This window comes from Ferroplasma acidiphilum (assembly GCF_002078355.1).
GTDB lineage: Archaea > Thermoplasmatota > Thermoplasmata > Thermoplasmatales > Thermoplasmataceae > Ferroplasma > Ferroplasma acidiphilum.
Genome location: NZ_CP015363.1, coordinates 435,265 through 460,952 on the forward strand (window position 1 = coordinate 435,265; position 25,688 = coordinate 460,952).

27 protein-coding genes are annotated in these 25,688 nt (G+C 37.2%); 17 read left to right on the forward strand and 10 right to left on the reverse strand.

The genetic code is table 11. The annotated features are described in order from the left end of the window. Window positions 1-64: 64 nt before the first annotated feature. A complete protein-coding gene (locus tag fad_RS02395) occupies window positions 65-676 on the reverse strand; it encodes a hypothetical protein (RefSeq protein ID WP_148285745.1) in 612 nt (203 codons plus the stop codon). A gap of 235 nt (window positions 677-911) precedes the next feature. Here fad_RS02395 and fad_RS02400 point away from each other — a divergent pair, with 235 nt between their 5' ends. Together fad_RS02400 and fad_RS02405 are read left to right on the forward strand one after the other, a co-directional pair. Continuing rightward, window positions 912-1,388 (forward strand): helix-turn-helix transcriptional regulator, encoded by a 477-nt coding sequence (locus fad_RS02400; protein ID WP_009887541.1) that lies wholly within the window; start codon window positions 912-914, stop codon window positions 1,386-1,388. 57 nt (window positions 1,389-1,445) lie between these two features. Next, a complete protein-coding gene (locus fad_RS02405) occupies window positions 1,446-1,811 on the forward strand; it encodes an SHOCT domain-containing protein (protein WP_081141628.1) in 366 nt (121 codons plus the stop codon). A 44-nt stretch (window positions 1,812-1,855) separates the two neighbouring features. Here the strand turns inward: fad_RS02405 and fad_RS02410 are convergent, their stop codons facing one another. Both fad_RS02410 and fad_RS02415 read right to left on the reverse strand, forming a co-directional pair. Continuing rightward, the gene (locus tag fad_RS02410; protein WP_081141630.1) at window positions 1,856-2,953 is read right to left on the reverse strand and encodes an ATP-binding protein; all 1,098 of its coding nucleotides are present in this window, start codon (window positions 2,951-2,953) and stop codon (window positions 1,856-1,858) included. Beyond that, window positions 2,946-3,353 carry a hypothetical protein gene (locus fad_RS02415; RefSeq protein WP_009887544.1) on the reverse strand — a complete coding sequence of 136 codons (408 nt, stop codon included), beginning with the start codon at window positions 3,351-3,353 and terminating at the stop codon, window positions 2,946-2,948. Before fad_RS02415 ends, fad_RS02410 begins: the two co-directional genes overlap by 8 nt. A gap of 190 nt (window positions 3,354-3,543) precedes the next feature. Between fad_RS02415 and fad_RS02420 the strand changes: the two genes are divergently transcribed. Both fad_RS02420 and fad_RS02425 read left to right on the forward strand, forming a co-directional pair. Continuing rightward, complete coding sequence (locus fad_RS02420; protein WP_009887545.1) at window positions 3,544-4,437, forward strand: glycosyltransferase family protein; 894 nt, start codon at window positions 3,544-3,546, stop codon at window positions 4,435-4,437. A gap of 127 nt (window positions 4,438-4,564) precedes the next feature. Continuing rightward, window positions 4,565-5,062, forward strand: coding sequence for a GNAT family N-acetyltransferase (locus tag fad_RS02425; RefSeq protein ID WP_009887546.1), 498 nt, complete (start codon window positions 4,565-4,567; stop codon window positions 5,060-5,062). Between the two features lie 12 nt (window positions 5,063-5,074). Here fad_RS02425 and fad_RS02430 read toward each other — a convergent pair whose 3' ends face one another. After that, complete coding sequence (locus fad_RS02430) at window positions 5,075-6,205, reverse strand: M20 family metallopeptidase (protein ID WP_081141631.1); 1,131 nt, start codon at window positions 6,203-6,205, stop codon at window positions 5,075-5,077. After that, window positions 6,202-7,287 carry an o-succinylbenzoate synthase gene (gene menC / locus fad_RS02435; RefSeq protein ID WP_009887548.1) on the reverse strand — a complete coding sequence of 362 codons (1,086 nt, stop codon included), beginning with the start codon at window positions 7,285-7,287 and terminating at the stop codon, window positions 6,202-6,204. The genes fad_RS02430 and menC overlap by 4 nt, the downstream gene beginning before the upstream one ends. A gap of 111 nt (window positions 7,288-7,398) precedes the next feature. Here menC and fad_RS02440 point away from each other — a divergent pair, with 111 nt between their 5' ends. Genes fad_RS02440 through otsB form a run of 3 tightly spaced genes read left to right on the forward strand, consistent with a single transcriptional unit; the run spans window position 7,399 to window position 11,318 of the window. Continuing rightward, the gene (locus tag fad_RS02440; protein ID WP_081141633.1) at window positions 7,399-9,222 is read left to right on the forward strand and encodes a glycoside hydrolase family 15 protein; all 1,824 of its coding nucleotides are present in this window, start codon (window positions 7,399-7,401) and stop codon (window positions 9,220-9,222) included. Window positions 9,223-9,250: 28 nt separating this feature from the next. Next, window positions 9,251-10,603: an alpha,alpha-trehalose-phosphate synthase (UDP-forming) gene (locus fad_RS02445; protein ID WP_019841698.1), complete on the forward strand. Its 1,353-nt coding sequence runs from the start codon at window positions 9,251-9,253 to the stop codon at window positions 10,601-10,603. Continuing rightward, a complete protein-coding gene (otsB, locus tag fad_RS02450) occupies window positions 10,587-11,318 on the forward strand; it encodes a trehalose-phosphatase (RefSeq protein ID WP_081141634.1) in 732 nt (243 codons plus the stop codon). Before fad_RS02445 ends, otsB begins: the two co-directional genes overlap by 17 nt. A 29-nt stretch (window positions 11,319-11,347) precedes the next feature. On the opposite strand, the gene fad_RS02455 is transcribed toward otsB, so the two are convergent. Continuing rightward, on the reverse strand, window positions 11,348-12,148 hold the full coding sequence (locus fad_RS02455) for a sugar nucleotide-binding protein (protein ID WP_009887552.1): 801 nt from the start codon (window positions 12,146-12,148) through the stop codon (window positions 11,348-11,350). A 119-nt stretch (window positions 12,149-12,267) separates the two neighbouring features. On the opposite strand from fad_RS02455, the gene fad_RS02460 reads away from it, so the two are divergent. Both fad_RS02460 and fad_RS02465 read left to right on the forward strand, forming a co-directional pair. Continuing rightward, on the forward strand, window positions 12,268-13,476 hold the full coding sequence (locus fad_RS02460; RefSeq protein WP_081141636.1) for an MFS transporter: 1,209 nt from the start codon (window positions 12,268-12,270) through the stop codon (window positions 13,474-13,476). Window positions 13,477-13,549: 73 nt separating this feature from the next. Further along, on the forward strand, window positions 13,550-15,901 hold the full coding sequence (locus fad_RS02465; RefSeq protein ID WP_081141637.1) for a plasma-membrane proton-efflux P-type ATPase: 2,352 nt from the start codon (window positions 13,550-13,552) through the stop codon (window positions 15,899-15,901). A gap of 40 nt (window positions 15,902-15,941) precedes the next feature. Here the strand turns inward: fad_RS02465 and fad_RS02470 are convergent, their stop codons facing one another. The 3 genes from fad_RS02470 to fad_RS02480 form a co-directional block, all read right to left on the reverse strand. Further along, window positions 15,942-16,523 (reverse strand): isochorismatase family protein, encoded by a 582-nt coding sequence (locus fad_RS02470; protein WP_081141639.1) that lies wholly within the window; start codon window positions 16,521-16,523, stop codon window positions 15,942-15,944. A gap of 174 nt (window positions 16,524-16,697) precedes the next feature. Further along, window positions 16,698-17,060: a hypothetical protein gene (locus tag fad_RS02475; RefSeq protein WP_009887556.1), complete on the reverse strand. Its 363-nt coding sequence runs from the start codon at window positions 17,058-17,060 to the stop codon at window positions 16,698-16,700. Next, the gene (locus fad_RS02480; protein ID WP_009887557.1) at window positions 17,050-17,907 is read right to left on the reverse strand and encodes a ParA family protein; all 858 of its coding nucleotides are present in this window, start codon (window positions 17,905-17,907) and stop codon (window positions 17,050-17,052) included. Before fad_RS02480 ends, fad_RS02475 begins: the two co-directional genes overlap by 11 nt. A gap of 232 nt (window positions 17,908-18,139) precedes the next feature. On the opposite strand from fad_RS02480, the gene fad_RS02485 reads away from it, so the two are divergent. From fad_RS02485 to fad_RS02515, 8 genes are all read left to right on the forward strand, one after another. Beyond that, a complete protein-coding gene (locus fad_RS02485; RefSeq protein ID WP_009887560.1) occupies window positions 18,140-18,925 on the forward strand; it encodes an SDR family oxidoreductase in 786 nt (261 codons plus the stop codon). 42 nt (window positions 18,926-18,967) lie between these two features. Continuing rightward, on the forward strand, window positions 18,968-19,324 hold the full coding sequence (locus fad_RS02490) for a cupin domain-containing protein (protein ID WP_009887561.1): 357 nt from the start codon (window positions 18,968-18,970) through the stop codon (window positions 19,322-19,324). Window positions 19,325-19,854: 530 nt separating this feature from the next. Next, complete coding sequence (gene lysW/argW, locus fad_RS09380; RefSeq protein WP_009887562.1) at window positions 19,855-20,028, forward strand: alpha-aminoadipate/glutamate carrier protein LysW; 174 nt, start codon at window positions 19,855-19,857, stop codon at window positions 20,026-20,028. Between the two features lie 4 nt (window positions 20,029-20,032). Beyond that, window positions 20,033-21,076 carry an N-acetyl-gamma-glutamyl-phosphate reductase gene (gene argC / locus fad_RS02495; RefSeq protein ID WP_009887563.1) on the forward strand — a complete coding sequence of 348 codons (1,044 nt, stop codon included), beginning with the start codon at window positions 20,033-20,035 and terminating at the stop codon, window positions 21,074-21,076. 3 nt (window positions 21,077-21,079) lie between these two features. After that, complete coding sequence (locus fad_RS02500; protein ID WP_081141640.1) at window positions 21,080-21,844, forward strand: [LysW]-aminoadipate/[LysW]-glutamate kinase; 765 nt, start codon at window positions 21,080-21,082, stop codon at window positions 21,842-21,844. Beyond that, window positions 21,834-23,015 (forward strand): aspartate aminotransferase family protein, encoded by a 1,182-nt coding sequence (locus tag fad_RS02505; protein WP_081141642.1) that lies wholly within the window; start codon window positions 21,834-21,836, stop codon window positions 23,013-23,015. The genes fad_RS02500 and fad_RS02505 overlap by 11 nt, the downstream gene beginning before the upstream one ends. Further along, window positions 23,012-23,860, forward strand: coding sequence for a RimK family alpha-L-glutamate ligase (locus tag fad_RS02510; RefSeq protein WP_009887566.1), 849 nt, complete (start codon window positions 23,012-23,014; stop codon window positions 23,858-23,860). Before fad_RS02505 ends, fad_RS02510 begins: the two co-directional genes overlap by 4 nt. Further along, a complete protein-coding gene (locus fad_RS02515) occupies window positions 23,857-24,924 on the forward strand; it encodes a M20/M25/M40 family metallo-hydrolase (protein ID WP_081141643.1) in 1,068 nt (355 codons plus the stop codon). Before fad_RS02510 ends, fad_RS02515 begins: the two co-directional genes overlap by 4 nt. On the opposite strand, the gene fad_RS02520 is transcribed toward fad_RS02515, so the two are convergent. Continuing rightward, window positions 24,892-25,668, reverse strand: a complete 777-nt coding sequence (locus tag fad_RS02520) for a hypothetical protein (protein ID WP_009887568.1) — start codon at window positions 25,666-25,668, stop codon at window positions 24,892-24,894. The genes fad_RS02515 and fad_RS02520 overlap by 33 nt on opposite strands. Window positions 25,669-25,688: the final 20 nt, after the last annotated feature.

Sequence of the window (25,688 nt, forward strand, 5' to 3'; positions counted from 1 at the left end):
TGCAACTCTTCAGTATATTTTATTGCCCACAGACATTTTCCTATTTAAAAATAATATATAGATATTACTCGTGTTCTGCATTGCGTTTTTCAAGTTCGGCATCGATTTCATCATCTTTCTCTGCTGGCTTATTGCTTTTTGCTGATCTCTTTGTCAGGAAATTGGTCAGCAATTCATCCTCGGAGATTGGTGAATCTGAATTTTCACTGAAACCAAGGTTTTCATTTATGCGCTCCACCTGATCGTTTATAGAGTTAAGGTTATTGTCAGCGATATCCTTGATGCTTGCAAGTGATCTGAGATAACTTGCCTGCTGGTCCGGTGTAATTTTAAGTGCCTGGAATACAACCTCACTTTTTCCAATAAGATCCATAGCTTTTCCAGCATCGTTATACATATCCAGCTGTGATGATATGGAATCTAAGAGTATGTTGGTACGATCGAAATATGTAGTAAATGCCCTTACGTCTTCTATCTGCTTTTCAAGGCCACGTTCAATATCGTTATAATTCCTTTCCTGAGCAGCCTTTCTGCTCTCTTCCAGGGACTGCGCCCTTTTTAAAAGGGCCCTTATTGCCCTTTTTAAATTCATCTGTAAATCCTTAATTTTGACTTTAGTTTCTTCCAGCTCTTCGTCCTTTGAGAGCTTGGGTTTTTTCTTTGGCAAAATAGACATAATATTTATAGTATTTACGTGATAATAAATATTTCGGTTTAACCATACTGCCTCATATCTTCTGTTGCGTATAATTTTCATATGGATATTTTATCTATATATAATATAATATTCAGGAACCCAGCAGGAAGCTGCTACCATCTGTTTATAATAATATTATTTTATTAATATATTAAATATGTAATTATTAATACAGGCAAATATTATATTCCGAATAAATATGTTGTAGTAAAATATGTCTGTTAAAAATAATAATTTTAAGATAATAATAATTATTGCAATATATGCCACGATATCTTCAATCATTGCCAGCTCAGTAATGATAGTCATTGAACTACTCGGGCTTAAAATTCTGCTACTCTATATAATTTCATATGCTATAATTATGGCAACAGATATCGCCATTCTTTATTATGCGATAGAGATCATAATGGAAAGATACACTAAAATGCTCAAAATTATCAATGAACCGGTAGCAAATGCACCCAGACCCGGTGTTGAAAGAAAAGCTATAGAGTTAACAGATTCTGAAAGCGCAATTGTATCCATACTTGAGAAGAATAATGGCAGAATAATGCAGAACTCATTAACAGGCAAAACAGGCTATTCAGCTCCAACAATATCGAGAATTTTAACCACTTTAGAAGAAAAGGGTGTAATAGATCGTAGAAGGCATGGCATGACAAATGAAATATCTCTTAAAGAAAGGTGAAATATATTTCAGTGAAATGCATTTCAGATAACAGTTAAAAGCTTTTTCAGGATACATATGCATGGAAACAAAAAAATAATCTGGCTAATAATAGGGCTGGCAATATTTGTAGTGGCACTGAGTATGGTGTCTTTCTTCCTGTACGGGAGGCCGGACATAGCGACTCGTTATTCAGGAGTCTATCCATCAGCAACTGGATTTCCCGGCAGGTTCGCATTTATAATCATGCCCGTGATGGCAATTATATCTATATTAATCCTTATACTTTTTGTAAGGTTTATTATGAGAATGGCCGGTGGAAGCTCATGCCGCAGGGATATGATATATGACAACTCTGAAGCAATATTGAGAGAAAGATATGCAAAGGGCGAGATATCAGAGGAGGAATATAAAACAAGGCTGAACAATCTGAAAAACCATTGAACTTTAAATTAATTTTTTTATAATTTTATAATTTTTTATGTACTTTACAGATTTAAGATATAATCCTGGTATTTTCTAAGAAGCCCTGCATCTATGGATGGCCGTATCTGTGAAATGACTTCCAGCAAATCATCTGTGGACACATCAATTTTATTGCCTGTTTTTATTACTTCCATAAATACATTCTGTACAGCTTTCTTGCATATAAATTCTATATCAGCTCCAGAATACCTCTCTGTTTTATTTGCAAGTTCATCATAATCAATATGGTCTATGTGCTTAACCTCTGAAAGCTTCAACTGGAAAATTTTCTTTCTTGATTCATAGTCCGGTGGTGGAATATATATCTTTACATCAAATCTTCCTGGCCTCATAATTGCCTCATCGATTCCCCAGGGATTATTCGTTGCGGCTATGATAAATACGTTTCTGTCTTTCTGGGATGTTAACCCGCCAACTTCGGTGAGAAGCTGTGAAACACCTCTCCTGGCAGCATCAGATTCTGAGCCTGACCTCTTTGGCACCAGCGTATCGATCTCATCAAAAAATAATATGGATGGTGATAATAGATAGGCAGCACGGAAAAGGAGGGAAATATTTTTCTCAAACTGGCCGAACCACTGGCTGTAAAGTGTTGATGGATTTACATTTATAAAATTGGCTTTTACTTCATTCGCAATAGCCTTAACGATGAAGGTTTTTCCGGTGCCTGGTGGGCCATAAAGAAGCATGCCGCCGCTGAATTCAATATTATATTCCTGTGATAGCTCTTTATACCGCATAGGGTATATTATCTTTGACATAATCTCTGTTTTTACATTTTCTAATCCAGCAACATCCTGAAATGTAACTTTTGGAATCTCAGGTGGCTCTATATTCAATGTCCCAAGTATCTTTTTCCCCTCAGAAATCCTGTCCTCCTCAACAGCTTCTCCACCTATGGATTCATATATTTTTTTAAGGTTGGCTGCCTGCTCCAGCCTTTTCTGTTTTATTTTTCCCGTTGACCTGGAAGCTATTTCCAGAACCTCCTTATATGCTGCCTTATAAGTTTTGGCTGCTTCATTTTTATTCCCTGAGGATTCCTCCTCAATTGCTTTTCTAATCAGAAGGCTTACATGGTCAATTTTTGTTTCAGTCATAGTACTGCTCCGTGTCATCAACATTTACCGATGTCTGGCTGTATAGTTTTGTATGTTTCCACCCGCATGAAATAAAATCAAGCTTTAACTTAACAATGTAATCATTGGGAAATATGGCATAAGAAGTCAACTTTATGGCTATCTGTTTTGGGAAAAAAAGGTAATCCTTGGCTTCTTCACCCTGTCCACTATAAAATATCATCTTTACCCGACTTCCAATAATCTGGGTGTAATCCTTTGGCCCTGTACGTATCTGGGGGTTCAGGCTCTCATTCTCATCAATAAATTTCTTAATCTGTTCAATGGTTCCATTCAGTAAACAGCCCACCTTAATTGTATACATTTCAAGAACCTTTTTAGGGACATTAATGTAAACTTTCGAAGCAAGTTCATTTTCCATTTCATGATCCGATAACCGGATTAATGTCCGCACGATAAGGCTCATAATTCTCCTTAAATATAATAATATCACATTATTTAACTTTATTTGTGTATTGTTTTATATTATCAGGTAGTTATCAATAGGTGAAGTACAATCTGAGTAATAACCGATAAGCTTTAATTCCCCAATCAATTACGTTAAATATATCATGGAATCATATGAAGTAAAGGAAATGCCAATCTCCTATAGCAGGGAAATAAAATTATCATTCTGTGCAGTAGCGGATGAAATTTCAGACCAGATGAAAAAATCACTTGAAAGCATAATAAATGTGGCTGAGGAGATAGGATACCCTTATGAACTTGTGATAACTACCCACATTCCTGTAGATGTTAAATCAGATAAAATTAAATTTATCAATGAAGCATTTACCACACCGGGTGCCGGGAAACAGCTGGCATATATTCATAGCAATGGAAACTACCTGATAATATTTAACCCATATAATATATACAGCCCTGAAACATCGGACGTTGTTCACAGTTTTCTTGAAAAAAGGGAAAAAAGGGCGTTAATATATAATTTAATCGTAATTTCACGTGATCTACTGGATAAAACCGGGGGATGGAGAGATCTACGGGAGTATGAGGATATAGACCTTCTAGCCAGAATTGCAGCAGAAGGTGGTATTGTGGCATTCCCGGCAGAGCGGTATGATTCTTTATTGTACAGGGTTCCAGATAAAGAATCGTTTATAGATAGATTCTTAAATTTCCGCGACGCCATAATCTCATGCAATTTTGGTTTGAAAGATATAAAAATATTCCATATCGAGCCATTTTATGTATCGTTCATATCCTTGCTGTTGAGCAAATTATCAAGAACGAAACCTTACAAATTCAAGGAAAATAATCGTATAATAGTTATGGAAGGCATAATGGAATCGTTGATTTTGAAGGATTTTGAAAATTATTTCATTCCTGTAACTATTCCAAAACTACACATCAGCTCTACCGAGCTTAATTATATGGAAAAAAGGAGTTACCTGTGGAACAAAGTTAATAAAAGCATTATGGAAATAATACAGGTCAGTGATAATTAATTTTCCAGCTGCTAACTTAGCAGAGCTGTCTTTTATGCATTTTTAAATCAATAAATTTTATAAAACTTCTATCTGTTCGAACTAAACACTCCAGATAAGGATAAATATCAAATATAGTTACCTGGACATGGATACAGGCATCATTTATAGAAAAGCCAGTTTAGATGACGTACCTTATATAGCAGATATCTGGAATCAGGGAATAGATTCAGGGAATGCGACCTTTGAAATAAAGAAAAGAGACCCGGTGTGGACATCTGACTGGCTTGTCAAACGTGACCCGAGGTATGTGGTGCTGGTTGCCGGTAACAGGAATAACATTCTCGGCTGGCTTTCCCTGAACCCATTTTCCAGCAGGGAGGCATATAGATTTGTTGCCGATATTTCTATTTATGTAGAAAACAGCTATCATGGTAGGGGAATCGGTTCTGGCCTTCTTGACCACGGCATAATAGAAGCAAAAATAAACGGATTCCATAAACTGGTTTTAACCATGCTCCGTGACAATGAAATTGCCAGGAAACTTTATATTTCCAGAGGTTTCAGCACAGTTGGAATCATGCATGAACAGGGCATTTTAAATAATAAATGGATTGACACCGAAATTATGGAAAAAATATTATAAATTATTATAGAGTTAAGGCCAATTAATATCTTTCAAAGCCAGATATAACAGGGCCGTCCTCTCTGGAATTTTATCAACAACTATGTACTCATTTTCAGAGTGGGCTCCAGCACCTACAGCTCCAAGCCCATCTATAACCGGGCAGTAATATGAACAGAAATTTCCATCACTTCCTCCGGCAACAGAAGCTTCATCCAGATCTAGCCCGAGGTTTTCACCAATTTCCCTGACCTTCAGGAAAAGCTCTTTTGAATCTTCACTTTTTACAAGAGGAGGCCTCAATTTGTATTCCAGTTCCTTTCTGGAACCGTGGAATCTGAGAGGAGTATTTTCCAATGCTTCTATAATCCTTTCTGATTCTTCCGGCAGTTTGTATCTTATATCCATTATCCCTTCACAGTAATCCGGTATCACATTGGATCTGGTACCTCCATTTATAACATCTAAATTTATGGAAGTGCCTTTCTGTTTATCGTTTAATTTCTCTATAACCGGTATCATATAAGCCATCTCATATATTGCATTTATGCCTTTTTCCGGTTCAAGGCCGGCATGTGATGCTTTTCCATAAATCTTTAGGGTTATTGTACCAACTCCACTTCTCTCTGTCTTCAGGGCTCCATCAAGGGATGGTTCCATTACAAAGGTGAAAATTGATTTTTTTGCCTCACTGATAATAAGGTCCTTAGAGGAGCCTGATTCTATTTCTTCATCTGAGGTGATTAGAAGAACAATGCTGTATTTTAACTCCTTATTTTTCACAAGTGCTTTAAGGGCATACACCGTCTGTACCAGCCCTGTTTTCATATCAAATATCCCCGGCCCATAGCCCTTTCCATTCTCAACTTTAAATGGCCTTGATTTAATAGTACCTTCAGGAAAAACAGTGTCATAATGGCATAGTAGAAGTATCCGGTTATCTGATTTACCCTTTATGGCCAGGCGCAAATCATTTCCCGCACTCTCTGATTTAATAATTTCCGGGGCAATTCCCAGATTCTCTTTCAGATAACCTGCCATATACCCTGCAAATTTATCCAGAAGCACTTTGTCTGTTGAAGGAGTTTCCATCTCTACTAATGATTTTAAATCTGATAGCATTGAATCCTGCTGGCTTTTGAAATACTGGAATACATTATTCATGCTATTATCCCCTCTTCAACGGTATATTTTTTTAGATACTCTTCACTGATTTCAACACCGATGCCTGTACCCTTATTAGGCTTAATTGTGCCATTTTCCATTGTGAATGGATTCTTAACTATGTCATTTTTAAAGTATTTGTCATTGGGCGATGTGTCTCCAGGATAATTAATATCAGAAAGAGATGCCATGGAAACATTAAAGGACCTTCCGATTCCAGTTTCTAACATTCCTCCAATCCATACATGGCCCTTGAATTCCTTCACTATTCCCATAACTTTTAAGGAATTTCCGATTCCGCCTAGCCTTCCCTCTTTTATGTTTATAACCTTACACGCACCCATTTCAAATGCTTTCTGTGCCTTCTCCGGTGAAGTAATAGATTCATCCAGGCATAATGGCGTGGATAATCCCTTTGCAAGCCTTGAATGGTATATTATATCATCATGGTACAGGGGCTGCTCCAGATATACAAGATTGTATCTGTCTATTTTTTTAATCAAATCAAAATCCTTCTCGGTATAATCGCTGTTGGCGTCTGCACTTAAAACTATATCCGGAAAATTGTCCCTTACAGCACTTAGTATACCTATTTCCTTTCCCTTCATTATTTTGACTTTAATTCTTTTATATCCACGGTCAAGGGCTTCCTGTATCTTCTTTAATGTAACGTTTATATCATCCATTCCAAGTGATATTCCAACGTTTGCATATCCCCTGCTGTGCCCTATGTAATCTACCAGGGATTTTTTATTTGCTTTTGCATAATAATCATAGAGAAGCATTTCCATGGAAGCTTTTGCCATATTATTGCCTTTTATAAATTTTACCTGTTCATTGAATTCATCCGGCTCTGGAAGGCCTTTTACTACTGGTGCAAGATACTGTTTTACAATATGGAATACTGTATAATTATCTTCTGAGCCATAAAAAGGATTTTCGTCGGTAACACTTTCAGAATAAGCAGTTATTCCATTATGTTCAAGCTTGAAAACATAAACATCCTTGTTTACATCTGTTCCGAAGCTGGTTGTGAATGGGCTTATCAGTGGCATTTTTAGCTTGTGGTAAGTTATTTTCATAAAAATATAATACGTCTGGTTATAAATCTATTCCTATTTTCCAGTTTTACCATTTAGCATTATTTCTGGCTTCTGATAAACTCTTTATATATTATTATTATCAATTTTACCATGGGTACATACAGAGGGCTTTACGATCTGCATGATGCATACAGATCTGATTATTTAAAGATTGCAAATCACGGTTTTATTGCAAATAACCGCACTGCAGCACTTGTTGGTATAGATGGAACTATTGACTGGGCATGTTTGCCCAACTTTAATTCAAATCCTGTCTTTGATTCTATTCTTGATGCCAGAAATGGTGGTTATTTCAAGACCAGCCCTGTAATGGAAAGCAATGTCAACCAGTATTACGAAGAATCAACCAATATACTTATAACAGAGTTTGTAAATAACAATCAGGTAATTTTAAGGCTCACAGATTTTCTTCCAACATCATCATATAGCACAATAACGTTTCCGGAGATACACCGGCTAATTGAGGCCCCATATTCTGATGTTGAAGTATCAATAGATATAAAATCGCATTTTAACTTTGGCTCAGGGAAAACAAACATAACCAGGGATAGAAATGGTTATATTTTCTCATGTACAGATGACACACTTGGAATTTCCACAAATCTTAAATTGAAAAAGGGAAATGGAAATGTATACAGCAGGATAAAAGTGGAAAAAGGTTCACATGAATGGATTGTTGTATTAAGCGGAGTAAGGCAAATTGGCAATGTAAGGCAATATGAATCATATACACGGCTGGAAGAAACAAGAAATTACTGGAGTGCATGGGCAGGAAAAATAAACTATAGTGGATTATATTACGATCATGTAATACGATCTGCACTTACATTGAGAGGGCTATTTTATGACCCTACAGGAATGATGGTTGCAGCACCAACAACAAGCCTCCCTGAAATTATTGGTGGAGAACGAAACTGGGACTACAGGTATACCTGGATAAGGGATACTGCATATGTTGTAGAGGCACTTTCACTTATAGGGTTAAAGGACGTAGCTACAAAATTTCTCTATGATATCATGTCCATAGTTCAAAAGGATAAGAAGGTCAAAACTATATATCCGGTAAATGGGGATTCAAAACTGGAGGAGAAAAAGGTAAATTTATCCGGGTATATGGATTCAATTCCTGTAAGGATAGGAAACGAAGCATCGGAGCAGTTGCAGATAGACCAGTACGGCTCCATAGTGAATGCTGTATTCAGGTTCCATGAGGCAGGTGGGCTTGTTACCACTTACCTGTGGGATTTTCTCATCGAAATACTGGATACACTGAAAGATATCTGGAAGCTGCCTGATTCCAGCATCTGGGAATTCAGGTCAGAACCAAAGCATTACCTGTATTCAAAATTAATATCATGGAGTGCATTTAACCGGGCAATAAAAATGGGCAGGGAACTGGGCTATAGTGCCCCATATAGAACATGGCATAAAATAAGGGAAGAGATAAAGAATGAAATAATGGAAAAGGGGTATAACCCGGATGTAAAAGCATTTACCCAGTATTACGGGAGTGACCAGATGGATGCATCGGTATTGAGAATGCCATTGACAGGCATTATTAGTGCCAAAGATCCGCGTTTTGTCTCCACTCTTGCCAGGGTTGAAGCGGAACTGAAAAATCCATGTGGAATGTTTATTAGATATCACAGCGATGATGGACTGAAAGGCCATGACAATGCATTTCTTTTACTGTCTTTCTGGTATGTTGAGGATTTGATATTATCAGGGCGTATTATGGAAGCAAAGGAAACATTTGAAAATATACTTGACCACTCTAACCACCTGATGCTTTTTTCTGAGGAAATTAATTTTAATGATTGCAGGGAGATGCTTGGCAATTTCCCGCAGGCAATTACCCATCTTGGGGTTATAAGGGCAGCAATAAAACTTGATGAAGCATTAAGGGGCAAATAGATATATTTAATAATGTTTTAATCAGGTAATGTATTATAAGAGTATGAAGAAGATACTTGTGGTTACCAGCCGTGCACCATTTTCATACCGGTATGCTCCGGGAGGTGATGTCAGGATATATAATGTAGGTGGAGTTGCCACAGCCCTCAGCACAATGCTTAAGGGAACCGGAGGCACTTGGGTATGCTGGGGCGATGGAAAGAATGACATGGCACACCAGGAGGAAACTACAGATGGGTATAAGATAGCAAGGGTATTCCTAAACAAAACTGAAAAATTCGGGTTTTACAATAGCTATTCCAACAGGGTTTTATGGCCATTATTCCACTATTTTAGAAACAATATACATTTTGACTCCACAGCTTTTAAGTATTATTATATTGCAAATGAAAAATTTGCAAAAAAAATAAAGGAAAATATAACGCCGGATACAATAATATGGGTGCATGACTACCAGCTTATGATGATCCCGTCAATATTGAGAACTATGGACATATCCAATTATATAATATTCTCATGGCACATCCCATGGATATCTCCTGAATTTTTCAGCATACTCCCCGAAGCAAAATTTCTCGCACAGAGCATTTCAAAATCTAATCTGGTAACATTTCATACCAGGCTGTATGAGAAGAATTTTTTCAATACTCTGGAGTACCATGAAATAAAAGTTAAAAATAGATTAAAAACTCTTGCAATTCCCCTGGGGATCGATAAAAATTTTTTTCACCTGTCTAAAACCATGGCAATTAAACCAAAAAAAGAAAAAGCATCAATTATATTTTCAATAGACCGCCTTGATTATACAAAAGGGCTTCTACAGAGGGTAAAGGCTATTGAGAAGATTCTCAGTTACAGAAAGGACCTTATAGGGAAATTAGTATATTTAATGAACGTTACACCAAGCCGTACAGGCATTCCAGAATATGATGAAATTAAAGAGCAACTGGAGATGGAAGTGGGAAGGGTAAACGGTCTTTACAGTACAACTTCATGGGTGCCTATAATTTACATATACAGGAAAATATCACAGAAATATCTGGTTTCATTATATGCACGAAGTGACATAGCATTGATTACCCCATTAATGGATGGTTTAAACCTTGTTTCCAAAGAGTTTGTAGCAACTACGGATAAGGGTGTGCTTATACTATCAAAATTCGCCGGGGCTGCGGAATATATGGACGGAGCGTTGATAGTAAACCCTAATAATATAAATGAACTGGCAAGTGCCATAGTAAGGGCAATGGAAATGGATGGAGAGGAAAAAATGTCACGGCTCAAAAGGATGAAAAAGGATGTATATGTAAAGAACAGTAACTGGTGGTATAAGAGGATATTAACAACAGCAGAAAGGCAATGGCATGTATCAGGAGAATAAAATTATACATAGAATAGAAAAAATAATTTCCATGGAACCACAGTTATTTCTTGATTATGACGGAACACTGGTCCCGATTATCAAGAATCCAGAAATTAACCAGGCAGATTATGACCTGCTTAAACTAATCTCGCATTTAGATTCCCGTTTTGAAATGTATATAGTTACAGGAAGGGAGGTTAGTGACATAATCCGTTTTCTCGGGGAATATAATATTATAGGCCTTCATGGTTCAGTATTTCATATAGATGGCCAGACGATAAATATTCCAGAATTCCATAAATACGTCGAACTATTCAATCAAATATATCAGAATACGGTATATATTCAGGAAAAGTTTCATGGATTGAGGATATACAATAAAACAGGTAGCATCCTTTTTCATATGGGCAATATTAAAAATCAGCGTTCCCGTGAAACTGTACATAAAATTATTAATTTCCTTGCATTCCGTTACAATATTGAATTATACACAGGAATAGACATAATAGAATTGAGAATTCCACACATTAATAAGGGTACCGCAATTAAGCAGATAAGGAACCTTAACCGGCCTGCAATAATAATAGGTGATGACAGGACAGATGAAGATTCTTTTATTGCCAATCAGGATGCAATAACCATAAAGATTGGAGATGGAGATACACATGCCAGATTTGCTATTCCCTATGAACGCGTTAGGCCATTATTATGGGAGTTGTTAAAAATTTTATAGTTGTGATATGCATATAAAAATAAACAGTTTCAGTTGCCCTTATATGTCTGAAAATCCATGAAGTCTACCACTTCCAACCCTGTAAAATTGAGCCCATACAGTTTTTCAGCCCTGGACGAGTCAATACTGTAATCAAGGTTTTGCCCCAGGTAAGATTTTATGAATGGGCAAGGTTCGTCGCGTATTGAATAGTATAATTTCCTCCCAAATTCATAAAGTGTCATTGTTTCTTCTCCTGCTATATTAATAATACCCCTGTCCATATCTCTCATGGCTTTATAAACGCCAATAGAAAGATCAGAATTGAGCACAGGATTTATAATTATGTCATTATTAAGTTTTATGGGCATTTTACTCCTTATTGCAGCCAGTATATCGGTATAAATGTTGTAGGTACATTTTCCATATGTCATGCCTCTCCTTATTATAAGATAATGTTCGTTGCCCTTTGCCAATTCTTCCGCCTTCAATTTTGCCTTGCCATATTCTGTTTCTGGAATGGTTGCACTCTCTTCATTTTTTATGGCACTTGATGAGGAATACACAAGCTGATTTGACAGGAGTATTTTCTTGCCATTTTGAAATTTTTCATTTATGAGCCCCTGGATCCCGTAGTTCATTTCAATATAATTTTTATTTTTTGAATAAAATGGTATATCAAAATTATTGATAATAAAATCATAATCATCATGCAGTTCCATTAAGGATTCAGCAAATTTTTCAATGCCTTTCAATGGGAATAATGACTGAATTTTGTTGGCGTCTCCGTAGTCTTTGGCAAATCTAAAGCCAAAACTTTCGTCCCCATCCAGAATAAGAATTTTTGACATATTACTATAAATGTCATCAAAGCATATAAGTGTGAATATACTTTATAAATAAATATTTTTGTAATATATAATTATCAGGTAAATATTTATATATTATTCTGTAATATCTTGAAACTAATATGGAAAAAAAGAACGTTAGTTTTATTTATCTGGCTATTACGCTTATAATCATGACCTTCTCCATGAGGGCAACAAATAATATGATCATTACAACAGTGCCATTACTTGCGAAGATTGATCTTGGATTCTCCAGCTTCTTTGTTGGTATAATATCAGCAGTTATCTACCTGTTTACATTTACAGTGACATTTTACGTTAACCCGCGTATCAACGCTAGACTCAGAAGGCAGTTGTTCATAGGGGCAAACTTTGCAATACTGTTTTCGCTCATAGCATATTATTTCACAAATGGAATAGCTATATGGGGAATATCAGCACTTGCCGGGCTCGCGTACGGAATTATGATGCCGAATCTCATTACCTCCTCAACCCTGTTAAAGGATCAGAAAGAGCGCGAGAGGCTTATCTCCTTATATTCAGTGGGATTGAGCCTTAGCCTTATACTCGGGCCGACTATAGAAGATTACATATTGACATTTGTGAGCTACAGGGATGTATTTCTTTTATTCATACCAATAGTTATTGCAGGAGTTATAGTCTCAACCATGATAAAATTCCCGCACACAAAAAATGAAACCAGGGCAAATGTGATGAAAAATGATGGTTTGAGGGCCAGCTTACTAACTATAACGACCTATAACATACCATTTGCAGCCCTTAGCATTTTCCTTACACTGTACGCTATAGCACGCTTTCACGTTTCAGGTGCAGTTGCTTATTCCCCCTATATATATTTCTTCTCCATTTCATTCCTGACAAGGATACTGCTAACAATACACCCGTTAAAACACATAAAACTTCCACTTTTATTCTCTATAATGATTACGGGTTTTGCACTGATAATGTTTCCATTCCTTACTACATTTACATCGTTCCTGCTGTTGATGATGTTGCTGGGCATACCACATGGCTCAATATTTCCCATGTCGACTATTATGATTGCAAGAGGAACCAGTGTAGAACAGAGAAGTGCTGCAAACTCCTATTTCATGGCGTATAATAATATCCTGTTCATGGTCATCCCGCTGGCATTCGGTTATATTGTTAAGTTCATAGGATACGAATATTCGTTCCTTATACTTATAGCACCTGTAATATTGTCTGCCGTTGCCCTCTTCAAGATATATGGTTCTAATACCACCATATTTATTTCAAATCTTAAGAAGGTGCCGCCCAATGCAATTTCCGGGAAGAAAAATGACCTGTGAATTAAATTATTTTGAACATTTTTATATTTTTCAATACAGTTAAATCTATTAACAATATTATTACTGGATTTTAATGATAAAATCCAGCGACTCACTCGAAGATTTATTTAAGAAACTAAATACTTCAAAAGCAGGGCTTTCAGGCAACGAAGCAAGTTCAAGACTTCACACCTATGGTTATAATGAGGTTTCGGAGAAGAAAGAGAGTTCTATACTAAAGTTTTTAAAAAAATTCTGGACACCAATTTCCTGGATGCTGGAGCTTACAATAATCATAACATTTATACTTGGAAAATATGACGATTCTCTGATAATACTTTTCCTGCTAATATTTAATGGCGTAATATCCTTTACCCAGGAATCAAAGGCTGATAATGCAGTAGAACTATTAAAGAAAAAACTTTCAGCCCAGGCCAGAGTCCTGAGAGATGGTAAGTGGAATGTTATAGAAACAAAGTTTCTCGTGCCCGGGGATATTGTCCATCTAAGATTGGGCGATGTGGTTCCTGCAGATATTAAAATAATAGACGATGAGCTGGAAATCGACCAGTCCGCCCTTACTGGAGAATCACTGTCAGTAACAAGAAAAAAGGGAGATACAATATATTCCAGCTCTGTGGTAAAAAGAGGTGAATGCAATGGTCTGGTAACAGAAACAGGCAGCAAGACCTATTTCGGAAAAACAACAGAACTGGTTGAAATAGCAAAGACAAAGTCACACATAGAAGAACTTATTATGAAAATAATAAAGGACCTGATAGCCATAGATACTATTCTTGTTATAGCACTTATATTATTTTCTATCTACCGTGGCGTGGACATTACCGAAGTTATCCCCTTTGCACTGGTAATATTAATTGCATCAATACCCGTAGCTCTCCCGGCAACATTCACAATTGCAATGTCCCTTGGCGCCCTTCATATGTCAAAACGTGGTGAAATAGTCACGAGGCTATCCGCTATAGAGGATGCGGCTTCCATGGACACATTATGCATGGATAAAACAGGTACTATTACAGAAAATAAATTGACTATAAAAACTCCAAAGGTCTATACAGGAGATGAATTGTCCCTGATTAAATATGCATCATATGCATCGCAGAGAAAAAGTGAGGACCCAATAGATGATGCCATACTGGACTATGCCGATTTAAAATCTGTAAAAATTGACTATGCAAATAGAAGCAAGTTTACGCCATTCGACCCTTCAATTAAGCGTACGGAAGCAATAATAAACGAAGCGGGGAAATCTGTTAAAATAGTCAAGGGTGCACCACAGGTTATATCAGAGCTTACAGGCAATGTACCGGAAACATATGAAAATGATATAAAATACTTCTCATCCCAGGGATTCAGAATTATTTCAGTGGCTGCAGGAACAGATAAACTCGAAATTCTGGGGGTTATACCCCTATACGATCCGCCAAGGAAGGATTCAAGGGATTTAATTACTGAATTGAAGCAGCTCAGTGTATCCCCTGTCATGATTACAGGCGACAACAGCCTCATCGCAGAAGAAGTTGCAGGCGAGATAGGGCTGGACAAGAAATTATGCAATGCAGAAAATATAAAGGGTAACTATGCTGGTGCATCAGATTGTTCAGTTTTTGCCGAGGTTTTTCCTGAAGATAAATATTATATCGTGAAGGCTTTACAGAAATCCGGGCATATTGTTGGCATGACCGGTGATGGTGTAAATGATTCCCCTGCATTGAAACAGGCAGAATTCGGTGTGGCTGTCGCATCAGCTACAGATGTGGCAAAGGCATCTGCCAGTGTTGTTCTTACCCATTCCGGACTTACAGATATAGTGGACGGGATAAAATCCGGCAGGAGAATTTACCAGAGAATGCTTACCTACACATTAAACAAAATAATAAAGGTAATCCAGATTGTTTTCTTCCTTACACTTTCATTTTTTGTGGTAGGGTTTTTTGTTACAACAGCATTTGATGTAATTCTCCTTATTTTTGCCAATGATTTTGTAACAATGGCAATTGCAACAGATAATGTTGGATACTCTATAAAACCTGAAAGGTGGAACGTGAATTCATTAATCTCATCATCAGTTATCCTTTCGGCATTCCTTGTTGTTGAAAGCTTTATATTCCTCTATATCGGGCTCTATGCAGGGTTAAGAATCAGCCAGATTCATACTTTTATATTTGATATGCTGGTATTCTCCGGCCAGTTCACAGTTTACATGGTACGGGAAAGGAAAAGATTTTTCAATTCTATGCCTTCTAAAATTCTGTTGCTTTCCAGCATTGTCGATATAATAATTATATCTTTCATATCATATTATGGCATCCTGGTAACTGCAATTCCATTAAAATTTATCCTGATCAGCATAGGATTAACGTTCATATGGATGGTGTTTATGGATACAATAAAAAATGTAGTATTCAGGCATTATAAATTATAAAAATTATTTTTATGATAACTCTGATGTTGCTTTCCAGAGTTTACAGCGATTCCACAATTTCTGAAGTTTTCCTTACGCGCCCCATCTTTTTAAACACATTATTTATGGTAGATTCATGCATCTCCTTTGTCATTGCTGTCATTGCATCTTCTGCGAATATCTGCTGAAATCCCATCTCATATGCAAAACGGGCAGTGCTCTCAACTCCATGCGTGGTGGAAATTCCGCAAAGGACAATTGTTTTTATTCCGCCTCTCCTTAATCTCAACTCAAGGTCAGTGCCATAAAAAGCACCCCACTGTTTCTTGGATATTACAACATCATTATCCCTGGGCCCTAATTCTGGAACTATATCAGAAAAATCAGGTGGCATTTCGGCTGACCCGGACCACGCTGAATCATCTGCCAGAACGTTTAGCATAGCTCTCTTATCAGGAACCACATGTACAAGGAATACCGGCATGTCATTCTTTCTAAATGATTCTGCAAGTTCCGATGCATTTTTAATTACCGTGTTTGCATCGTATGGAACTAAATTTCTCCCCATGGATGCTATTCCCTTTTGCAGGTCAATTACTACAAGCGCTGTGCTTTTCTTATCTATTTCTAATCCCATAGGCATAAATTTTTACTTTATATTTTAATTTTTAGAACATTCCAGTTACCGGAGAATAATTTTTAAAGGGTGAAACAGGCTGGATTACAAAATTTTTTGTAATCTGGCATTAGCATAAACCATATGCCGCTTCAATCCTCTTCTAAAATTAGCCGGGGATAATTAAGCTCCCGGGGGTACTCATTCTTTTTCTGGCATAGATCTGCTGAAAGAATCACCTTTATGATACCTGTCATTCACCCGTTTAATTATAAATTTTATTAAATCACTTCTGGTTGTTAATTTAGAAGTGGAAGAATCCTTGCCCAGCTTATTTTCCTTTATTATTGATTTTAACTCTTTAATATTCTTCTTTTTAAGAGCGTTATAGAGTTTCTCTTCTGTATCATAACCGGAAAGGTCTATTTTCATTGCCACTGGTTTGTCCTGCTTTAACTTAACATCTATTTTCAGGTTTTCAGCAATGTCAGGGGTTTCCTCGATTTTATCTGCCATATACCTTAATATATCGGACAAAGCAACAGCCTTAGATTTATTCGACATATTTTATTACCTCCTCAACAAGCCTGTTATAACTGTTATACAGGTCATATCCATACTTTTGCCCCAGTGTTTTAACAGAGGACTGGAACTCAGCAGCCTCGGAAATTTTTATGCTTAGAGGTATATACGTGTCAAAAATTCTCGGGTAATCTCCTCTCCGTTCCCTGTATTTTAAAGAATCTATTATAGACTTATGGAGGCGGTTATTGGCTCTGAACATTGAGATCAAAATACCGAGAGGCTTTATATTTATGCCAGCATCCTCCTTAAAGGCATTAATTCTTGTAAGTATCTGTGGTATCCCATATGTGGATAAAATATCTGGAATTGTAGGTATCAGGTAGTAATCAGATATAAAAATGCCTGATAGTGTAATTAACCCGAGATTTGGAGGGCAATCAATAATTACATAGTCATAGTTTTTGATGATGCTTGATACAGCTTCTTTCAGGATAGTTATTGGCGTCCTAACAAAATATCCTGAATTCGAGACAAGGGGCAATTTATCCTGAATATCTATCAATCTCAGGCTCGAAGGCAGGAGATCAAGGTTTTTTATGCCAGAACCTATGTTAGAGACGTTTTTAACTATGGAACTCTCAACGTTAAATAATTCTGTATTGTATACTTTATCGCTGAAAAGCTGGAATATGGTATTTCCCTTTTTATCATGTTCAAGCCATAGGTTTTCATCCATTAATGAAACTGTTGCATTTGTCTGCGGGTCAAGATCAATAATTAATACCTTTTTAGCATAATTGGTGGCCAGAAACTCAGACACAGCAATGGATGTTTGGGTTTTTCCAACTCCCCCTTTCAAATTGATAATGCTGATTATATGGGTCATTACATAGCAAATATCCCTTTATATTTTAAATTACCGGAAAATTATTCAGTACATACTATGGGGCAATACGCTAGCAGGCAGGTATGAGACTATTTTGCCTATTAAACAGGACACACTGGATCAGAATTTCCATTCCACAATATTTGGAATAGATATACTTACCATCACGCAAAAAGCATGCAAACAGGTTATGTATGGTTAAATTTATAAGCATAAAACTATTTTATTCTCTATGCATGACCTTAAAAACAAAAATGCAATAGTTTGTGCCGGCAGTACCGGGATAGGAAAAGGAGTTATTTCCGTGCTGGCAAAATACGGTGCCAATATAACCACATTTTCGCGAACAAAAGAAAACGTAGAAAGCCTTAAAGAGGAAATCAGGAAGGAAACAGGTGTCACAGTAAATGCAATGTGTGCAGACCTTTCCAAAAAAGACGATCTAATGCGGGTTGTGGATTCCGCACATGAGCAGTACGGTAAAATTGATTTCCTTGTCATGAACTATGGAGACCCACGGGTTGACCCATTCATGCAGCTTAATGAATCTGATTGGGATTATAACATTGATATGATCTTTAAATCTACAATAAGGATGGTTGATATGTGTGCAACTGATATGATAAAATCGAATTCCGGGCGTATAATATTTATTACATCCATGACCACGAAAAACCCCCTTGAAAATTTTGCAATTTCAAATTCCCTGAGGTCTGGTGTAGTAGCTCTTGGAAAAACACTCTCTATAGAACTGGGAAAATACAACATAAATGTAAATTCAATCTCACAGGGGTATTTCTACACACGGAGGCTGGAAAACATAATAAAAAAGAATTCTGTTTCCAGTGGAAAGCCAGTTGAAGAAGTTGAATCCCAGCTGATGAAAGAAATACCGCTTGGAAGGTTTGGCAAACCGGAAGAAGTTGGGAATCTTGTCGCATTTTTATGTTCTGGCATGTCTTCCTATATTACCGGTATAAACATACCCATTGACGGTGGAGTAATAAAATCAATTTAGGCAATCTCATAATATTTATATCTGACCATGTTTTATCATATCATGGCAGAAATTGTTAAATACAGATGGGATAATGTAAAAAAGGAAAAATTGTCAGAAACCTTCTACCGGCAAATGGTATACGGCGATAAAGTAATGGTTGCACAGCTTGATATAAGGAAAGGAAGCATAGTGCCGGAGCATAGCCATGAAAATGAGCAGATTACCTGGATAATGAAAGGAAAATTACATTTTAAAATAGGTGGAAAAGAAATGGATGTTGGGGCAGGTGAAGTGCTGATTATACCATCGAATACAAAACACGAGGCAATTGCACTTGAGGATACCCTGGATATTGATATATTCAGTCCCAGAAGGGAAGACTGGATAAGTGGAACAGATTCCTACCTGAGAAAATGAATCTGTTAATCACTGATATCCTAAAATTAGTACCTCTATAACCCTATTTATTAATTCATTTAAACTATTTTTAACATCCTAATATATTTGGAGCTGTCAGATTAGTTTTTTTCATTATTATTAATTGCACAGTTATACTGTCCAGGTTTTGGGAAGTGCGTCATTAAAAATTAACGTTTCCAGGTTGCAGAATAGTAAAAAGGAGGCTAAAGAATCAAAAGGTATCAAGACTGTTTTGCTTTCATATCAATTACATCGTGCCAGTAATATAGTTATAAATTACACGTCCAGAATTATATAACCGATATTTGACAAAATAACCTTTTCATCTCGCGTGTAAAATATTATTACGAATTTCATACTAAAAATACAGTATTCGTATATTTTAAATAGGATGATATAATTATGTTATAAGGACATTTAAGTTTAGAAATGAACTTTAAATGTTAAAAATAGTAATATCATATACAAATATTTATTAATAATTGTTTATTGATATTTACTAGTAAAACATTAAAAAGGTGTAAAAAATGGAAACAAAGTGTAAAATATGCGGAGAGAAAATTAACGTACCGGACGACTCAATGGCAGGAGAACTTATAGAGTGTGGTTCATGTGGCATGAGTTACGAAATAGCCTCTATCAAAGCAGATGGAGTGGAAATAAAACCCGCTGAAAATGTAGGTGAAGACTGGGGAGAATAAAGTGATGAAAGTAGGCATTGTCGGGGCCTCAGGATATGTGGGTGGTGAACTCATGCGCCTGCTTGTCAGGCATCCTGAAATCGAGATTACATCGGTATCATCCACCAGGCATAGTGGAGAAAAAGTTTCGAGAATACATCCGGACCTTTACGGACTTACGGATTTAAAATTTGAAGATATCACACCGCTGGATATGGCAGGGAAAGTTGATTTAATATTCCTAGCACTCCCACACGGGACTTCAATTAAATATGTGCCTGGCCTGGTTGAAACCGGTGTGAAAATTATAGACATGAGTGCAGATTTCAGGCTTAAAAATCCTGAACTGTACAAGCCATGGTATGGGTACGAACACGGATATCCTGACCTCATAAAGAAATTTGTATATGGCATGCCTGAACTTCACAGGGAACAGATAAAAAATGCTACTTATATAGCAACGCCAGGATGCATAGCTTCCTCATCAATATACAGCATAGCCCCATTTCTTTCCCTGGAGCTTTCCAGTGATATAATAAATGTGGATGCAAAGGTTGGTTCCTCCGGATCAGGATCCGGGCTGGACGAATCAAAGGTATTCTCAGAGAGGTTTGATTCCATCAGGGCATATAAACCGGTTAATCACAGGCATACACCTGAGATTGAGCAGGAGCTGGAATACGCTTCCGGGAAAAAGGTAAAAATAGCACTTTCCGCACACTCTGTAAATATGGTGAGGGGCATACTTACCACATCCAGCATCTACAGTGAAGGCGATGAAATAACTTTGTGGTCACTGCTCAGGAAGTTCTATGGCAATGAGAAATTTATAAGGCTAATAATGGACAGGAAAAGCAATTACAAGTACCCGGACCCGAAAACCGTTATAGGCTCAAATTTCGCGGATATTGGATTTGCCATTGATAAATATGTGAAGAGGGTAGTATCATTTGGTGCTATTGACAACCTGATTAAAGGAGCTGCAGGCAATGCAGTCCAGTCTATGAATATAATGAATGGATTTAATGAGTATGAGGGCCTTATGATGCCATCCCTTTTTCCGGTGTAAAATATGAAAGTTTTGAAAATAGGTGGAAGCGTACTGGATAATTTTCTGGAAAATGACAATCTGTACTCCATAATACAGCAGTTTGATTGCCCCCTTGCAATAGTTCATGGCGGTGGCAATTATCTGGATACCCATGCTGATAGCTTTAACTACACTAAAAAATTTGTTACATCCCCGGAGGGAATAAGAAGCAGGTATACTGATAAAAACACACTGGAAATTTTCACAATGGTGATGAATCTAATTAACCAGAAACTGGTATTGAATTTAAAGGAACACGGGATAAAAGCTGTAACGCTAAATGGAATAATAAACGCAAGGAGAAAGGAAAAACTGATAATAATGAATGAAAAGAACAGAAAAATGATAATCGATGGCGGTTATACAGGCAGGGTAGAAAGTGCCGACTCTATTCCCATACGGGCTGTAATAGATGAAGGGTATATCCCTGTAATTTCTCCTGTGGCATACGGGAATGGAAACTATTTGAATGTTGATGCTGATAGGGCCGCAGCATATGTTGCAGGATCCATGGGATCAGATTCCCTGGTGTTTCTTACAAATGTTAGCGGGCTTTACTATAAGGACCGTGTTATAGAAAAAGCAGACGTTGCATATATTAAAAGTATTTTGAATGAGATTGGAACAGGCATGGATAAAAAGCTAATGGCTTCAATTGAAGCCCTTGAAATGGGGGTTAAACAGGTCACTATTTCAAACCCCTTCAATGGAATATCGACCGGAACGGTGATTTATAATGAATTATGAGAACGAACACATAGCAAATACGTATCAGAGGCTCCCGGTAAACGTCCTTAATGGAAACGGGGCTATACTGCATGACATAAATGGAAAAAGATATATTGACATGATGGGAGGATACGGAGTAGCCATACTCGGATACGGAAATAAAAAAATAAAGGAAGCGGTATGCAGGCAATTCGATACAATACCCATTGCACATGCATCTGAATACACTGCAGCAAGGGAGGAATTTATCAAAAATCTTACAGGCATAGTTCCTGCCGGGCTGGATAAATTTTATCTTGGAAACACAGGTGCGGAGGCTATAGAAGCTGCAATAAAAGTGGTAATTAAATCTTCTAAAAATCATAAAATTATAGCCATGACAAATTCTTACCACGGAAAAACTGCCGGCGCATTGTCGATCACCTATTCTGAAAAATACAGGCAATCCTTCGGAGATTTACTGATAAAAAATGTTGAGTTTATAAGGTACAACAATATGGAAGACCTGGATAAAATCAGAAAAGATAATGATATATCTGCAGTATTTTTTGAACCTGTCCAGGGCGAAGGTGGAATAAATATACCTGACAGGGAGTATGTAAGGGAATTGAGGCAGATTACAGAGGATAAGGGCATAATACTTGTTGCAGATGAAATACAGTCCGGGCTGGGCAGGACCGGGAAAATGTGGGCACATGAACATTTTGGCATTAAACCGGACATTATAACAATAGGCAAGGGCATCGGAGGTGGAATTCCCTTATCTGTTACAGCAGGCAAACCGGAATTTATGGATAACCTTGCAAAGGGAGAACAGTCTTCAACAACAGGAGGAAATCCCATAGCCATGGCTTCCGGAAGTGCAGTCATAGAACAGCTTACAGATGATTTAATAAATGAAGTTGCAGTGAAAGGAGAACTATTCAGGAATACACTGAAAGAATACCTGGCAGACTCGAGGATTGTAAAAGAAATAAGGGGTTTAGGGCTCATGGATGCTATAGAGTTAAGGGTAAAATTTTTGCCAGTGTTTATGGATATCATAAACAGGGGAGTTCTTCCACTATATTCAGGAATCAATATATTGAGAATGTTGCCGCCTTATGTGATATCTAATGCGGAGATAACCGAAGCTGCAAAAATCATGTCTGAAGGGATAAAATCCTATAATAAAGAGGTAGCGCCATGAAAATTTCTATGCTATTCGATATAATGCGCTGGGAGGAAAGGGCAATATTGAAAGCTCTCCAGGATAAAAATGTGGAAGTACAGCTGTATAACGTAAAAGAAATGAACCTTGACCTACAGGATCCAAACTACGACTTCGGCGATATTTCACTGCAGAGAAGCACTGGATATTACAGAAACCTCCATTCAACAGCATATGTTGAATTTACCGGGAACCGTATTATCAACGATTTCAATTCAACGATTGTCACAGGAAATAAGATGTTTACCTCACTTCTGCTTTCACAGAAGCGCATCAGGATTCCAAAAACATTTGTATCCTTTTCAAATGAAAGATTTCTGAAATCGTTTAAAGAAGATTTTAATGGCAGAGCTGTAACCAAGCCGGTTACCGGAAGCTGGGGCAGGATGATTTCACTGCTTAATGATTATTACGCAGCGATGGATGTATCGGAATATAAGGATTACATGTATCCCTTATACCAGATAAACTACACACAGGAATATGTAAATGATTTCGGGCGTGATCTCAGGGTATTCATTGTAAATGACCAGGTAATTGCAGGCATATACAGGTATAAATCCGGAGAAGACTGGAGAACCAATACTGCACTTGGGGGCCGTGCTGAACCACTTAAAATTACCGGGGAAGTAGAAGAAATAGCACAGAAAGTTTCAGCTGCACTTGGCCCTGGAATCTATGGAATGGATATACTGGAATCAAAGGATGGCTATTTCGTGAATGAGGTAAATGGAAATACTGAATTTAAAAATACTGTACCGGTTACCGGCATCAATATACCGGATTACATCGCTGATTACCTGATTTCAGAGGCAAGGAAATGAACCCAAAGGATATGCTCATAGAAATGCTCAATATATATTCCCCCAGTGGAAAGGAAGGGGAGATAGCAAAGCTTCTTAAGGAATACATGGTAGATCTGGATTTTGAGGAGCCGGTAATAGACGACCAGCTAAATGTCATATCGGTGAACGGGAAAGGCAGCCCTGCAGTATTCCTCTGTGGCCATGAAGATACTGTGCCGGGAATTCTTGAAGTAAAATCAGATGGAAACATGGTGTATGGCAGGGGCGCAGTGGATGCAAAATCATCCCTGCTGGCATTAATCCTTGGGGCCAGAAAAGCCATGGACAATGGCTTTAAAGGCAAACTGCTCGTATCAGCTGCTTCAGGCGAGGAAAGTGACAGCAAGGGAATAAATAATATTATGGAAAACTACCACGGGTACGATTATGCAATTTTCGGTGAGCCCGGTGGATCAATGAATATCACTGCGGGTTACAAGGGAAGATTATTAATGAAGGTAGACGTAAAAACTGCAACCCACCATGCCAGTTCATCCTGGATGGAGTCAAATGCAATAGACCTGTTAATGGGATTGTGGGTAAAAATCAGGGAACAGTATGGCAACAATAAAGATTTTAACTCTGTTAGTGCAGGCATAACCAGATTCAACGGCGGTGAATATGATAATATGACACCTGAACATGCATCCATGTATATAGACATAAGATATCCCAAATCAGTTTCAGAAGATGAGCTTACAGGTGAACTGAAGTCCTATATGGAAGAGTTGCTAGTTAAAAATTATTCATATACTATAGAGAGCAGGACGTATCCCTATATATCTGACATGAAAAGCTCCCTCGTAAAGTCATTTAAATCAGGAATATCCAGGAATGGAATGGCCCCCCGCCTCATTTTTAAAAGTGGTTCAGGTGATATGAATAATCTGGGGCATGTGTGGAAAATCCCCGCAATTACCTATGGCCCTGGAGATACACAGCTATCACATACACAGAATGAAGTAATAGATATCAGGGATCTGTACAAATCCATAGATGTTATATCAGATTCACTGGTCTCCATGCAGCTGGATCAGGCTTAGATAACTATCTATTGCTTCCCTGTTTTTATATAATTCCATTGCCACTTCCACCGGAGATTTTTTATATGTGCATTTTAATGTGCTGGATATATTGAAGTTATTTAATTTATACAGGATATAAACAATATAAGCAGTGAATACATCCTTATAGGCATTGTTTTCACCATATAACTCTGAAGATAGTGAAAGCACATGGCGATGCCACTTCGATGAAGGTTCTGCAGAATTAATAATTTCCAGGAAAAACCGTTTGCATGAATCATTATCAATTCCAGATTTTCCTATATACTGTTGTATTTCAATTTCGAATTTTTTATCCGGCGAGAATTCATTGTAATATTCAAAAGCCAAACTTGCAGCCAGTGGAAATGCGTTTACAATGGAAATAAATAAAAAATCAGAAAGAATCCTGTACCTCTTCCTCTCCTTCGAGAATATGCCTGTGAAAATTCTAGCTTCCCTGGCATTTTTATGTTTTTTCCAGTAAATTAATGAAGAATATTTATATACCGCAAGGGCTTGAAGCCAGTTAATGCATGAATCCGTATAGGATATTGGGCTATCTCCAGAAATATTTTTAATTGACCTTGCCATGCCCCTGTAGAAATGTAAAGGCATTATATGGCCTCTGATGCCCGCAATAAAAACAAGAAAATTTGATGAATTATGTTTCATTGTTCCTATAATAGATTTTTTGAAAATCGGTGAATTTTTACTGTTGTTTTTATCTGGAGCAAAAAGCATCAATCTATATCAAAAAATAA